General features: G+C 38.8%; 18 protein-coding genes. 14 read left to right on the top strand and 4 right to left on the bottom strand.

Annotation, left to right across the window (positions count from 1 at the left end):
* The first annotated feature begins 129 nt into the window (after positions 1–129).
* Positions 130–684, top strand: coding sequence for a membrane lipoprotein lipid attachment site-containing protein (locus tag H0247_RS10630; protein ID WP_180742496.1), 555 nt, complete (start codon positions 130–132; stop codon positions 682–684).
* Positions 685–700: 16 nt separating this feature from the next.
* Complete coding sequence (locus H0247_RS10635) at positions 701–1,354, top strand: hypothetical protein (protein WP_180742497.1); 654 nt, start codon at positions 701–703, stop codon at positions 1,352–1,354.
* Positions 1,355–1,407: 53 nt separating this feature from the next.
* On the opposite strand, the gene H0247_RS10640 is transcribed toward H0247_RS10635, so the two are convergent.
* On the bottom strand, positions 1,408–1,875 hold the full coding sequence (locus tag H0247_RS10640; RefSeq protein ID WP_180742498.1) for an NUDIX pyrophosphatase: 468 nt from the start codon (positions 1,873–1,875) through the stop codon (positions 1,408–1,410).
* Between the two features lie 122 nt (positions 1,876–1,997).
* Positions 1,998–3,395, bottom strand: coding sequence for a MobQ family relaxase (gene mobQ, locus H0247_RS10645; protein ID WP_180742499.1), 1,398 nt, complete (start codon positions 3,393–3,395; stop codon positions 1,998–2,000).
* Positions 3,396–4,348: 953 nt separating this feature from the next.
* On the opposite strand from mobQ, the gene H0247_RS10650 reads away from it, so the two are divergent.
* The 3 genes from H0247_RS10650 (at position 4,349) to H0247_RS10660 (ending at position 5,373) form a co-directional block, all read left to right on the top strand.
* Positions 4,349–4,603, top strand: coding sequence for a hypothetical protein (locus H0247_RS10650; RefSeq protein ID WP_180742500.1), 255 nt, complete (start codon positions 4,349–4,351; stop codon positions 4,601–4,603).
* Positions 4,600–4,884, top strand: coding sequence for a conjugal transfer protein TraD (locus H0247_RS10655; RefSeq protein ID WP_180742501.1), 285 nt, complete (start codon positions 4,600–4,602; stop codon positions 4,882–4,884). The genes H0247_RS10650 and H0247_RS10655 overlap by 4 nt, the downstream gene beginning before the upstream one ends.
* Positions 4,885–5,007: 123 nt before the next feature.
* Positions 5,008–5,373: a hypothetical protein gene (locus H0247_RS10660; RefSeq protein ID WP_180742502.1), complete on the top strand. Its 366-nt coding sequence runs from the start codon at positions 5,008–5,010 to the stop codon at positions 5,371–5,373.
* On the opposite strand, the gene H0247_RS10665 is transcribed toward H0247_RS10660, so the two are convergent.
* Positions 5,368–5,916 (bottom strand): hypothetical protein, encoded by a 549-nt coding sequence (locus H0247_RS10665; protein ID WP_180742503.1) that lies wholly within the window; start codon positions 5,914–5,916, stop codon positions 5,368–5,370. The two genes, H0247_RS10660 and H0247_RS10665, sit on opposite strands and share 6 nt — an antisense overlap.
* A gap of 90 nt (positions 5,917–6,006) precedes the next feature.
* A complete protein-coding gene (locus H0247_RS10670; protein WP_116156642.1) occupies positions 6,007–6,408 on the bottom strand; it encodes an H-NS family nucleoid-associated regulatory protein in 402 nt (133 codons plus the stop codon).
* Between the two features lie 317 nt (positions 6,409–6,725).
* On the opposite strand from H0247_RS10670, the gene H0247_RS10675 reads away from it, so the two are divergent.
* From H0247_RS10675 to H0247_RS10715, 9 genes are all read left to right on the top strand, one after another.
* The gene (locus H0247_RS10675) at positions 6,726–7,061 is read left to right on the top strand and encodes an STIV orfB116 family protein (protein ID WP_180742504.1); all 336 of its coding nucleotides are present in this window, start codon (positions 6,726–6,728) and stop codon (positions 7,059–7,061) included.
* Positions 7,062–7,128: 67 nt separating this feature from the next.
* Positions 7,129–7,497: a hypothetical protein gene (locus tag H0247_RS10680; protein WP_255433931.1), complete on the top strand. Its 369-nt coding sequence runs from the start codon at positions 7,129–7,131 to the stop codon at positions 7,495–7,497.
* The gene (locus H0247_RS10685) at positions 7,494–7,721 is read left to right on the top strand and encodes a hypothetical protein (protein WP_180742505.1); all 228 of its coding nucleotides are present in this window, start codon (positions 7,494–7,496) and stop codon (positions 7,719–7,721) included. Before H0247_RS10680 ends, H0247_RS10685 begins: the two co-directional genes overlap by 4 nt.
* Positions 7,722–7,750: 29 nt before the next feature.
* Positions 7,751–8,335 carry a hypothetical protein gene (locus H0247_RS10690; protein ID WP_180742506.1) on the top strand — a complete coding sequence of 195 codons (585 nt, stop codon included), beginning with the start codon at positions 7,751–7,753 and terminating at the stop codon, positions 8,333–8,335.
* Between the two features lie 156 nt (positions 8,336–8,491).
* Positions 8,492–8,893, top strand: coding sequence for a hypothetical protein (locus tag H0247_RS10695; RefSeq protein ID WP_180742507.1), 402 nt, complete (start codon positions 8,492–8,494; stop codon positions 8,891–8,893).
* 332 nt (positions 8,894–9,225) lie between these two features.
* A complete protein-coding gene (locus tag H0247_RS10700) occupies positions 9,226–9,792 on the top strand; it encodes a type 4 pilus major pilin (RefSeq protein ID WP_180742508.1) in 567 nt (188 codons plus the stop codon).
* Between the two features lie 105 nt (positions 9,793–9,897).
* On the top strand, positions 9,898–11,406 hold the full coding sequence (pilV, locus tag H0247_RS10705; protein ID WP_255433932.1) for a shufflon system plasmid conjugative transfer pilus tip adhesin PilV: 1,509 nt from the start codon (positions 9,898–9,900) through the stop codon (positions 11,404–11,406).
* Positions 11,407–11,532: 126 nt separating this feature from the next.
* Positions 11,533–11,715 carry a hypothetical protein gene (locus H0247_RS10710; RefSeq protein WP_180742509.1) on the top strand — a complete coding sequence of 61 codons (183 nt, stop codon included), beginning with the start codon at positions 11,533–11,535 and terminating at the stop codon, positions 11,713–11,715.
* Positions 11,716–11,888: 173 nt separating this feature from the next.
* The coding region (locus H0247_RS10715) for a PAAR domain-containing protein (protein WP_255433933.1) at positions 11,889–12,385 on the top strand (497 nt) is incomplete at its 3' end.

The raw sequence follows: 12,385 nt of genomic DNA on the forward strand, positions 1-12,385 counted from the left end.
AATCCTATCAATTGGTTAATCAGGTGGTTTTGCTGCGTTATGCCAGTAAGAACAAGCTTTAACGACTATAGATGTGCAGCAGACGACCTCTACATAACAGCATTTTTGATTATCAGGATGGATAGGAAGATGAAGAAGATTTTACTCGTTGCTGGTACAGCTCTTGTTCTGGCGGGATGTGGTGAGAAAGGCGATTTTGAGAAGGCTATCAACGCAAAAATTTCAAAATCAAAGGTGTGCTACTCACTGCAGAACAATGACTTTGCGTTTAACAAAGGTTTTCCGATTAAGGTTAACCGTGGTTATCGTTCTGCTGGATACAGTGCCAGTGATGAAATCCTGAATGGGCTTGTTGAACAGGGGCTATTCACTGTTTCGCAACAGTCCAACGGCTTTAGCAGTGTTGATGTTTTAGAGGTTACAGATAAAGGACAAGAGGTTGAGTTTTGGGACCGTGAGCAAGGTGCCTGTGTTGGTCATCGTGTTGTTGCTGAGATCACCAGTTGGACTGAACCGAGTGATGGCGCTGGCACTAAAATCACACAAGTGACCTATACATGGAAGCTCGATGGCGTTCCGGGCTGGGTTGATAAAAATGCGTTCTCTGGCGTCAAGGGGATGGCTGAACCAGAAGAAGCCAAAATTGTTCTGGTGAAAATCAATAACGGCTGGGCCGCTAGGTAATTACAGGAAGAACGCTATGAACTCTATCTATTGGGCGATTTCCATCGGTCTGCTGATGAACATACCATCACTGGCTCCGATGCTGTTTCTACATGAGATATCAAAGAAGGTGAAGGTATCGCTGGCATTCAGACTGTTTCTGCTTAACGCTTTCTTGGTGTTGTCGCTGGTGACGCTGTCGCAAAACATCACGCAAAAATACGGACATTTCCCGATATGGCTGGTTATTACTGCTATTGGGCTATTTGTGATTATACTTGTGCCAACGGTAAAATTTATACGTGAGCATTTAACTGTAGGTAAAAGTCGGGTTGTTATCCTCTCATCATTCCTGATTGCTTACGCTATTAGATTTCATAGTGTGTTTTCAAATATAAATGGCAGCGGATACACAGTTAATGGATACAACACCGCATGGACATTTTTTTTCTTGTTTGCCAGTCTGCTGGCTTATCTTGGCTGTGCTGGGAGTAAAACATATTCTGGTTATTCTGCACCGTCATCTGCACCGCAATCCGATTATTCTAAACCGACCAAAGAATATGAAACACAATCCCAAATTGACTACGACATTGCTGTAAAAGGGCGGAGTGTTCTGTCCGATCCCAATCTGAGTATCGTTGAGCAACAGCGTTATCGGGATGCTATTAGAAATAGAGATGATAGTTAGTCATACGATTATTTTATTATGAACATAAAAAGCCGGAGCCTAATCCGGTTTTTTCATAATGGAATTTTCAACATTTTATTAGGTTCACACTTAACGAAGAATCTATGAATAAACTCTAGTGTCATATGTTGACCGGGGAAAGGTAGCATTTTAAAAGCCTCTGGAAGAGTTGCCCAGTAGTATTCGCTGTGCTCTTCATTAAGTGTTATTTGGCAATTTTTTGACACGTAGGAAATAAAAACAGGAACGAGAGTAATCGCATCTCTATCTGCCTCATAGAACCGTTCGCAGTAATCGGCAGAATACAAATTACTCAACGTTAAACCTGTTTCTTCTTTGGCCTCACGTATCGCTGTCTGCCATGCTTTTTCTTCAGGCTCCACACCTCCTGCAATTTGACACCATTCGCTGGGTTGTGTGCTTCCCCGACGTTTTAATAAAAGAATCCTGCATTCATTTTCTGTTTGACGAATAATAAAAAGGGAAATTGAAAAAGAACGAACTAAGATCTCTTGTCTCATCTTTGGTCTCACTTAAGATCAGATGTGCGTAAGCGATGAATTTTACAGACTTAGTGTGTTTAAAAAAAACCGTTGAAATCAATTTTTCGTTAAAAAGTTATTCACTTCAAATCTTTTCTGTATCAGTCCCAACTCGGAGGTTTGAGGCGCGGTGGGCGGGGCTGTTTCATCTTTTCTGGTGGGACGGATAGTTTCAGATCCATACTACTATCAGCTTTGGCTTGCTCGTTCTTAGGACGACTTGGAAAACGTCTGATCTCATCAGGGGTAGGTTGGTAGTCATCACTGTTTAACCTTGCACGTCTCTCATGTTCAGTGCGTGGTATATAGATACCTTGAACCTCATCAAACACGTAGTTTTCGGCAATACGCTTATCGTGCTCTGCATCAACGGGAACCGGAACTGGTTTCTTCTTGGCCCAGACAAACTTCTCTCTTATGTATTCAACCACCAGTAGGGTGAAACGCTTGAATACGCCACTCTGACGAGGTTTAACCTGCTTTCTCTTGCTTTTAACAGGAGCGCGTTTAATCGTACTGGCAGTTGGGAAGGATGGGGTTTTCAATTTAGTGCGTGTATGAGGTGCAGGGGCAACCAGAACAGGCTGTTGCACTTCGGATGATGATGACTGCGAACCTGTTTCAGGCAATACGATTTCAACAGGTTCAGGAAGCTCGAATACGGTGAAGCTTCTGAGGTCAACAACGATCTGCTGGTCCAGATCTTTGAAGGTGCGGTAGGTAGCCTGAGCTTCCTGTTTCATCTCATCACGAACAGCCTGTTCAGCAGCACGTTTTTCCCTAACACTTTTACTGTTCCACTTGGCACGGTGAACACGTTGCATTGCTGGACGGCTGGTTGCTGTTGCCTTGGCGAGCCATAACGCTTTTTCTTCGACATTCAGGGTAATAGCGGCGTTTTCGAGTGCTTCATTGTGCTGAACATCAATAGAACGGTGATCAATACGTTCATTACTGCCAGCAGCAGTAAGATAGCGATTGGCAATCACTGACCATGATTCACGCCAAAGGATTACGTTTCTCTTGTCGTTCCAGCTTCTTTCTTTTTTACCAAAGCCATCAACGGTGATCGGTTTTAATGTCAACATTACATGCGCATGGGGATTATTGCCATCAAGATCATGAAAAGCGATATCAGCAATCATGCCCTTATCAACGAAATTTTTCTGACAGTATTCAACAACCAGTTTTATCTTGTCTTCATTGTCCAGTTCACAGGGAATAGCAACATCAAAATAACGGGCTGTTTGACCGTCCTTCTGACGCTCAACCTTTTCTACTTCATTCCATAGTGCTGTTGAGCTTTCGACAATATCAGCAGGTGCGGAAACAGGTGCTAATATCAGATGATGGAATAAATCTGTTCTGTGGCTGAAATCATAGGTATTGCCTGTGCGATCATCTGTTATTCTGCAACGTGCATGATAGGCTGCCTTCCTGCAGGAAGACATACCATCAGAACGTTTCACAATTTTAAACTCCAGATGAAATATCGCCATATAATAAAAGACCTCAATATAAAATAAAAACAAAATATAAAACGCAACGATAACTATGCTGCCGTTAGTTTTTCGTAAGAAAAACTTCGGGGTTGACGTTGACGTTGACGTTGTTTCCGAAGGAAACGGTGTTAGCCTGCGGCAGGCAACCGTCGGTAGACCCCACACACTGCGTAGCAGTGTATAAGTGGGCATTGTCTTATTAAAAATAGAGACAATGTAAAAGCCTCCCTACTTAATTAATACGAAATATATGAATGCCTGTAAAACAAAACACCGAATTAAGCGGCGCAATCTGGATAAACGGATGAAGTATTCCTTCGATATTATAATGATGGGGTTTGGATGGCGTCCGAAGGACAAGAATAGTGTTAATTTATCCCGCCGTAAGGCGGGAAAGACCTAAAACAGAAAATAAGGGGCTTATTAGATAGTTTTCCCTGTTGCACGATTAACTGGTTAGTCATATAAATCAGAGTGAAAAATTAACAGGTAAAATGAAAAACACTAATCTATAAAATTAAGTAACGTGGTGAGTATTAGACAAAATAGTTAGTGATTACTATCACGTAGTGTTGCTTTATTTAATTCCCCACCATAATTTTTGCAGTTCTATTCAACTGGTCAGACCGCCATGCCTTTATGGTGTGAATATTATGGAACAGTTAACCGCTCATATATAATCGGTTAAGTTAATTATATAGTGGCTAATACTTAAACTTGCCAACATAGGGGATATCAGTTAAATAAAGTGAAACGTGAAAAAGGAGAATAACATGAAACTTGGTGAGTTGGATGAAACAGCATTGGTTTTAATTGGCATTAATGCTGTAATATGGGCTATTGATATCAGTCTTATGAGTTTATATTTTATTAAATAAAGATATATTTCAGTATTGATAATTATTCAAAATATGGTAAAGGAGAATGTATAACAAATACAAGGAGGTTTAATGTATAAAAACAACGATGAAGCCATAGATTTTGAAGCCAAAAAACTTCTTGATGAAGGTGTTTATACCGATACAGAACAAGCCTATTTAGAAGCAGAAAAACGAGTGAATCAGATAAGGGAAAAATTCAGAGAGCATCAGGTTAAACAGCAATTTAAATTGAAGATAAAATCAATCAAGAAAAAACTGAATAATGATGACTATGTTAATATTCCTTATAATAAAAATAGAAACCATTGGGGGGATGACATATGACAACAAAAACGATAAAGCAACAAATTGCTTCAGCACAGGAACGTCTATACTTCTTGGAAGCTAAAAAGAAACAGCAAACGAAAAAAGAAAATACACGTCAGAAAATTATTTTCGGTGCAGAGGTTGCCAAAGTATTAGGATGTGATATTGGTTATGTAGATAAGGAGTTGGTCTTTGGGATTCTGCTTGATATCCCAAATCTTCATGAAAGCGATATTGAAAGGTATAAAGCACAAGGCCAAACTTATATCGAAAGTGTTTTAAATAAATCCAAGTCCTAATCCTGTTTTTCACGTCCGAACGGTGAGCCGACCTAAAACTTGTTTTTAGGTCGGTGAACTGTTGAGCAAGCCCTAGAGGGCGCGGTAGTTAACTCAGCATTAAATGAAAAGAGAGTAAGAAATATGTATGCTAATAAAGTATTTTCTACTGGAACGCCGGAAGATATATATAAAATGATCTCTGATCGATTGCAACCGATTGAAGGATATTATACTTGGCATGGTAAGGGTATTAGGTTGCTGTTCACTATCATAGAAATACTGGTCTATTTACGTGAAACGAAGTTTGCTGTTATTGATTATGGGAAGGTAATCCGATTAATTAAACTTAGGAACCTTGAGGCTCTAATCAATTCGGATATACCAGAGCATTGTCGAGATATTTTGAAAGAATATATCAGCGGCCTTCTCCCTGTTGGAAATGAATATCCTGTACACGAGTTCATCACGTTCCGTTTTCTGAAGATCGATACTTCTGATTTTTTATAACCAAAATTTCCACCATGCTTTTTTATTTTGAATTGCTGATACATCTTTGGGTAGCGAGGCCGGTTCCACTGTTGTATTAACAGAAGATGAACTATTTTCTATGTAATCGATTAGTGATATCCATTCTCCCTGACTCAGTGTTTCAATATGCTCTAAAGAAATACCCGTAGATGATAATTTAGTGTTGCTTTGGGTTAGTACTTCTTGACACCAAAATAGATAAGCGTCACCAATAAGAAAACCGTCATCCCAGCTTTCTATAAGCCCAGCATCTAATACAGTATCTTTACGACAGCGTGAAATCTGACAATCACCGAAACAGGAGAAGTCATTTTTCAACGATATTTCGGCTTTTTGCTGGCTTGAATAGAAGCAAATTAGGTAAATTCCCTCGGCTGGCGGGAGTTCAGCGTAGCGGTCTTTTAGAAGCTTATGAGGATAGTCTATCCCACTCCTGTTTTCCCATCTTTTGGCGCGAAAGAAACCATCCTGAATTTTTTTAAGTTTTACAGCGGTATCGATGCGGTAAATATAATCATCCATATAACAATCTCTTCAAGTAATACAATGGTATAAAAAATCCGCTAACAATAGGCTAGCGGATTTGTTTCTGTGGATGCTGTGTGGCTTTTATCAGATCTCAAAATCTTCCAGCGTCTTACCATTCTCTAGCGCAGCAGCAATGGCTTTAGGAGTACGGCCCTGACCTGTCCATAGCTTTTCGTTGCCATTTTCATCAGTGTATTTGTATTTAGCCGGACGAGGAGCACGTTTAGATTTTGCTGACTTGGTGGCAGAAACAGAACCAAGCAGTTCAGCCGGATCGATACCATCTTCTAACAGTTTTGCGCGTAAGGCTTCAATTTTTGCCTGACGTTCGGCGTTTTGTTGCTGTGCGCTGGCTTCTTCTTCACGGCGCTCTTCAACAATGACAGTTAACTTTTCCAGCATTTCTTCCAGTGTCGCCAGATCGGTTTCACGAGCCTGAGCACGCAGGGTACGAATATTGTTTAATACTTTTAAGGCTTCACTCATTATCATTTTTCCTGATGGTTGAAAATCGTGTTTAGCATACAGAAAATTCGGCAGTAAAACGAGTGTTAATCATTACATTTATGCATTATGATTTTAATGCCTTTTTCATTTAATAAGGTTTTATTTATCATGGATTAAATAATGATATTTAACGTGAATTAAATTTGAATTTAATAATGAATCAATTATATTATATGTTATAAGGAATTTATTTTTTCTTATTATTTTTTAAACATGCGTCAAAGTGAATGGGCTTAATATTTTTTAGGGCTATTTCCTTAATCGTGTTTATTTAAAAATAAAACCAAGGAGAGAGTATGGAGTATATCAATAATGTATTTACATTGGGTATGTTAAAAAATCCTGCTGATGCCAGTTGCGTCAGGTTTGTACATCTGTCAAAGAAAGATGCAGCTTGCTGGGTGCAGAAAGGCGTGTGGCATTCTGTCGTAGGACATGAAGATACGGCAGCTATCACTTCAAAAGAATTGGGTGCTGTTATTCCATTTAACAGACAAACACTCCTGATAGAAAAAGGCGATGAAGTGCTTGTGACTCAATATATCGGGCCACGCTTACCGGAAGGCAGCACACAACTTCCTGATGGTGCCAAGTTTGAATATTTTTTAGTCCTTATTAGAGATATCTTCTGATTGAAGAGATTTTGAGGATGGCGCTGGAAAAGTAGTGCATTTTTCGCTGTATTTATAAAAGGAGGTGATGATGTATTATTCAATAAGAAAAAATCGCTCCAACAATCTGAGCATTATTTCGTTTAAAAAGTCATTTTTTAAACTCATAGAAAATGAAGATGGTTGGGTTATCAGAGTGTTTGTTTATATATTGTTGCATAAAATAAAATCATTAAAGCCTAATGCTGTTTTTTATTTTGATTCTGAAGATAAGATCAACGATATCATAAAGAAAAATGGCGAATATCATTTTAATGATTCGGTTTGTCATCTTATCAGTGAAGCTTTTATTGATGGGTTAAAACATTCAACAGTAAAAGATTTTGATGTTATTTTCACTGCTGTCAAAGTGTTTTTCACGAACAACGCAGCTATATTACAGCAGGAAATATTATGAGTAATAAAAGAAGGTTAAAGAAAAACCCACTTGAGGATACGGCAATGTTAAGTCGAATTGCTCAGGCAGCATCACAGAAAGCGATTAAAGAAGCGTTCGCGGCAGGAATGGCTATCCACTATATTTCGGAGGGGAAACTGATAAAAGCGCATCCTGATGGAAGAAAAGAGTGTGTCAAAGAGCTAGGTATGAACCCTATTCTTCTTCGTGAATTATTAGAGTGAAAATGAGTGAGTTTTTTAAAGGAAAGTGTATGAATGAAAATGAATTAAGTGGAATATCAGTAAAAAAGAGAACAAAATGGACAGATGCTGTGAAGGATTTAAGTCATAGTGGCTTGATAGGTAGGGTCAACATCCCAAATTTATCTCAATTAGGTAAAATAGGGGTAGTTAAACTAAAAGATCTTGTTGATAAACTTTATCATGAAGGATACCAGCCTAGAAAAATTATCTTTTTAAACAAAGACAGGTTTTTTGTTGCTCAGGATTTTGCCACAGGGAAGAATCTTTATTCTTTACCTAAAGGGACGAAAGTATCGTATGCATACCGTATGCAGCATCCTGATGGAAGGGTATATCCCATTCCTTATGTTGGATACAAATATGCGCTTTTGCTTTTTTATAGGAATTATCTTGATGGAAAAGCTGAACCAGACGCATTAGGAATAACGGATGAGTTATTTAATAAAATGGTAAATTCAGCAAGAAATATATGTGAAAAGCATTCAAGCTTGTACAGAGAAATTAATGATATTAGAGAGGAAGATCTTCAAAGTTATGATGATACCATGTTAATACATTCAAACAAGTCCGATGTAAGAAAAATCAAGCCTTAGTTGAGAGGTATTTCTCTCGCATCATCCGTTCGTCAGTTAATATGTTAATTAATTTTCATTTTATATTGTCTTTTTCAATATTATTGTTTATTTATTATTGATGACTGTAAAATAAAAAACAAATAAATTATTTTAATTAAATCTAAGGAGATAATAATGACCAGAGCTTCTAAATTTATAGGGTATAATGCTATGTCAAGAAGTCTTGATTTTATATATGAAAAAAACAATCAACCATTTGGCATTACTTTTTGGTATGATGATGATCTTGACCAAAATAAGACTTGTTTATACAGAGATGAAAGAACACATGAATATACTAATGCGGACATAGGGACGTCAGAAGTACAACTCCATATGGAGATGACATCGATTCCTTTCCTTCGTGAGTTTTTTGAAGTAAATGACGATAAAGAATTAGATAAATTAAAGAAAGATATACATGATATTATTTACTCTCACCTTAGAGATGGATTATCATTAACAGAAGACTTGGGGTTTGAAAAATACAAGAAGCCAGATGTAGTATCAAAACCTAAAAGTAGGAAATATAGATAATTTTTATCATATGTCATTTTATATTTAAAGGGGTGGTTTTTGTTTTTTAATAAAATTATCATTTAAAATATTTTACTTATCCCTTTTGTTCTATAGTCCCATATTATCCATACTTCAAATTGCACAAGAACTGACTACATCCATTCACCTTAGAAGGTGAGTGGTGGGTTGTTTCTATTACTGTCTTTCTGACGAAAAAATAATTTATAACATATTCCCATTGCATCAGCCGTTCGTCAGTTAATCCATTAATTACATGTGCTTTTCTATTGTCTGACTCAAGTTAATAAACTATTTGTCTATTATCATTTTAAAATAAAAAAGGAGATAAGATGATTTTATTGAAAAATAGAAAAAGTAAAAGAGGGTTTTCTCTTCTAGAATTACTTTTAGTCCTTGGTATTGTTGCTGCTTTAGTGGTTGCGGCATTTATTGTTTATCCAAAGGTTCAGGCATCACAACGTGCTACAGCAGAGAGTAATAACATAGCGACGATTCAGGCAGGGGTAAAATCGCTTTACACTGCGGTATCCAGCTATTCAGGTCTCAATGAAACCGTTGCTGTTCAGGCGAAAATTTTCCCTGATAATATGTTAGTCAGCAATAAACCTGTGAATGCATTCAAAGGCAACGTTTTATTAGGCACTTCAACCGATAGTCCTTCTGGTGTAGCTAACTCGGCCTTTACCATCACTTATATAGATGTTCCAGCATCTGAATGCACCAAAATTGTTTCAGGAGTTGGCGCTAACTTTTACAGTGTGGCGATTGGCACAGGTAATGCAGCTTTAACAACTGGAAATATCAGAAAAGCGGGTAGTGATATGAATATGGCGACAGTAGCTTCTACGTGTCAGGCCGGAGGAAACAGCAATACTCTCACTTTCACTTCATTATAAATAAAAGGGGTGACGCCCTTTTATTTATTAATATCTTATGGATATCTTGACCACTTTTTTATTTTTGCTAATTAAAATGTATGTAAATAAAAAAGGACGATGAAAATGAAAATAACAAATAAAAAAGGGTTTTCCCTACTGGAAATCACATTGGTGTTAGGTATCGGCACAGCAATCGCGTTTATGAAGTTTCAGGATATGAAAAGTGAACAAGAAAAAGTAATGGCGAATACCGTAGGTTCACAGATGAAACAGATGGGAGAGGCGGTTAATCGTTATATCAGCATTCGATATGACAAGCTTTCAACCCTGACTTCCAGCAGCAGCCAGAGCAGCGATCCGGGACCAAGAACCTGTTCGGCGAATGGTTGTGAAATTACGTATCAGACGCTGGTAAATGAAGGACTGTTGCCTGCAGGTCATACTGGCGTCAATATGCAAAAATCTTCCTATAAGATCTTATTAAAACGTGCAGGAACCACACCTAACTACGTTATCAATGGACTGGTTATAACAACGTTACCGTGGTCAGAAGGGAACCGCATTCGCTATGACTTATTAGGTCGTGCGATGCAAGCCGCTGGCATTGATAGCGGTATGACGCAATCAGTTTCTGTTGCATCAGGTACGAGTGGTCAATGGACTGAGAACCAAAATAACTATAGTGGGATTAATGCGGCTGGATTGCTGGCCTACCGTGTTGGATATGACAGTTCTATGTATTCGGTTTACCTGCGTCGAGATGGAACATTACCGATGACAGGGGATTTGAATATGGGCGGTCAAAGTATTAATAATGCTAAAGACATTACTGCATCAGGTGACGTGAACGCGACCTCATTTAATGGCACCTATGGGCGTTTTGCCAAGAACGTCAATGTGTCTGAGGATTTAAATGTTATTGGTTTTTCCACATTTGGTAAGAACGTATCGATGAACAGCCAGCTTACGGTAAAAAACGGCATCAACTCTGAAAGCTATGTTTCAGCCAGAACCCAAGCCAGCAAACTTCAGATTGGTGGGGGAGGTTCCAGTGATCCGAATATGATTCTGTTGAACGTATCAGGCGGTGCGGGGGATGGTTATCTGTCCCTGAATGGTAATAACAATTCCTCTGTTAAGCTGGATATTTGGGGAAGCCAGAGAGTGAGAGGCGACCTTACCTTATCGGGTTCAAATGATGGAAAAACGACAGGAGCCATTTCTGCATCAGGAAATATATCATCAGAAAAAACAGTTTCTGGCGAATATTTACAGCCTAAGTCGATCTCTGTGGTCGGGGCAAGCTGTTCACCAGATGGGTTAATCAGTAAAGATGATAAAGGTGCAATATTATCTTGTCAGAGCGGGGAATGGAAAAGCCTTAATGAAGGAAAAATAACTGAGCATATTGTTAATCAACCGGACTATATAGTTAGGAGAGACACTTTAATTATCTGTCCAGAGGGGAAGCAAATTCTGGGTTATTATGGTTATAGTGGTAATTTTAGAAGAAATCTCTGGTTAAACGAAAACCAGTTGAATGATACAGGAGATTGTTCAAGAAGTAATGGATCTTCATGCTCTGAATCAATATACAAAGTGACGTTTATAAATAAAATAAAATGCGGGTAAGTCTCATCACTGGGCAATTTTGGTTTCATCAATGTATCTCTTGCTGCGTTATTTAATCACAGAGATGGTTCTCACACGACATCAGCCAATTTTAATGTATACGTTAATGGCTCGTTGATAGGGAAAATGACAACATACATTTATGTGGAAAAAGGTGGTAGTCGTGGGCATTATTGGGGATATCAGAAAACAGGAGTGGATGCTCAAATGTTCAAACACGCTGTTAACCAAGGAGATGTGATTTCGGTTGAACTGGACAGTGCCTATCTTGCTATTAAAACTGACATCATAGTTTCTTTGTCTCAGTAGGGCTGGTCAGGCCATTTTTATGGCTTAACAGAAAATAATATCTGACCCTAAATAAAAATCTTATTCATTATCTCTGTATCGACGCCTGATACGGGTTTCGGTATTGAATCATCCATAAAAAGCGCCCAATATTCACACACCAAGGAATGTTTTACTGTCAAAGGAAAATGACAATGCCGGGTGCTGCCCGTCTTAACGATATCGGAAGCGGTCATGGCTGCTTCCCTGAAACCCCGATAATTGAAGGCAGTCCTGACGTGATTATCAATGGTCAGCCAGCCGCTCGTAAAGGCGATACCGTTCTGTTTCACGGTTGTCCCTGTCCCAATGCGCCACATGGTGTTCATCCGCGAAAAATAGCCGAAGGTTCATCGACCGTCATTATTAACGGTAAAAATGCTGCGCGTATTGGGGATGGTATCAATTGCGGTGGTGTCATTGTCTCCGGCAGCAGCAACGTCATTATCGGTGATACCCCTCATCGTTCTCCGGTTCAGGAATGCGCTAAACAGGCAGTATTAACTCGTGCGCCATTGTTGGCGTTAACACCTATGCTGGCCGTTCCTCCTGTTTACGCTAAATCCTGTTTGCTTGATGAAGGTTGTACTCAGGCAGGGACGGAAAAAGAACCCGTTGAACATTTCGGGGAGATGGTGTTATTTGCCCAGCC

Origin of the sequence: Pectobacterium sp. CFBP8739, from assembly GCF_013449375.1 — a bacterium.
Lineage (GTDB): Bacteria > Pseudomonadota > Gammaproteobacteria > Enterobacterales > Enterobacteriaceae > Pectobacterium.

Bases quoted from the DNA above. Each gene is read 5' to 3' on its own strand.
- H0247_RS10675 (WP_180742504.1), top strand. From the start codon at position 6,726: ATGGAGTATATCAATAATGTATTTACATTGGGTATGTTAAAAAATCCT.
- H0247_RS10640 (WP_180742498.1), bottom strand. From the start codon at position 1,875: ATGAGACAAGAGATCTTAGTTCGTTCTTTTTCAATTTCCCTTTTTATT.
- H0247_RS10655 (WP_180742501.1), top strand. From the start codon at position 4,600: ATGACAACAAAAACGATAAAGCAACAAATTGCTTCAGCACAGGAACGT.
- H0247_RS10665 (WP_180742503.1), bottom strand. From the start codon at position 5,916: ATGGATGATTATATTTACCGCATCGATACCGCTGTAAAACTTAAAAAA.
- pilV (WP_255433932.1), top strand. From the start codon at position 9,898: ATGAAAATAACAAATAAAAAAGGGTTTTCCCTACTGGAAATCACATTG.
- H0247_RS10630 (WP_180742496.1), top strand. From the start codon at position 130: ATGAAGAAGATTTTACTCGTTGCTGGTACAGCTCTTGTTCTGGCGGGA.
- H0247_RS10670 (WP_116156642.1), bottom strand. From the start codon at position 6,408: ATGAGTGAAGCCTTAAAAGTATTAAACAATATTCGTACCCTGCGTGCT.
- H0247_RS10710 (WP_180742509.1), top strand. From the start codon at position 11,533: ATGACAACATACATTTATGTGGAAAAAGGTGGTAGTCGTGGGCATTAT.
- H0247_RS10680 (WP_255433931.1), top strand. From the start codon at position 7,129: ATGATGTATTATTCAATAAGAAAAAATCGCTCCAACAATCTGAGCATT.
- H0247_RS10650 (WP_180742500.1), top strand. From the start codon at position 4,349: ATGTATAAAAACAACGATGAAGCCATAGATTTTGAAGCCAAAAAACTT.
- H0247_RS10660 (WP_180742502.1), top strand. From the start codon at position 5,008: ATGTATGCTAATAAAGTATTTTCTACTGGAACGCCGGAAGATATATAT.
- H0247_RS10700 (WP_180742508.1), top strand. From the start codon at position 9,226: ATGATTTTATTGAAAAATAGAAAAAGTAAAAGAGGGTTTTCTCTTCTA.
- H0247_RS10695 (WP_180742507.1), top strand. From the start codon at position 8,492: ATGACCAGAGCTTCTAAATTTATAGGGTATAATGCTATGTCAAGAAGT.
- H0247_RS10685 (WP_180742505.1), top strand. From the start codon at position 7,494: ATGAGTAATAAAAGAAGGTTAAAGAAAAACCCACTTGAGGATACGGCA.
- mobQ (WP_180742499.1), bottom strand. From the start codon at position 3,395: ATGGCGATATTTCATCTGGAGTTTAAAATTGTGAAACGTTCTGATGGT.
- H0247_RS10690 (WP_180742506.1), top strand. From the start codon at position 7,751: ATGAATGAAAATGAATTAAGTGGAATATCAGTAAAAAAGAGAACAAAA.
- H0247_RS10635 (WP_180742497.1), top strand. From the start codon at position 701: ATGAACTCTATCTATTGGGCGATTTCCATCGGTCTGCTGATGAACATA.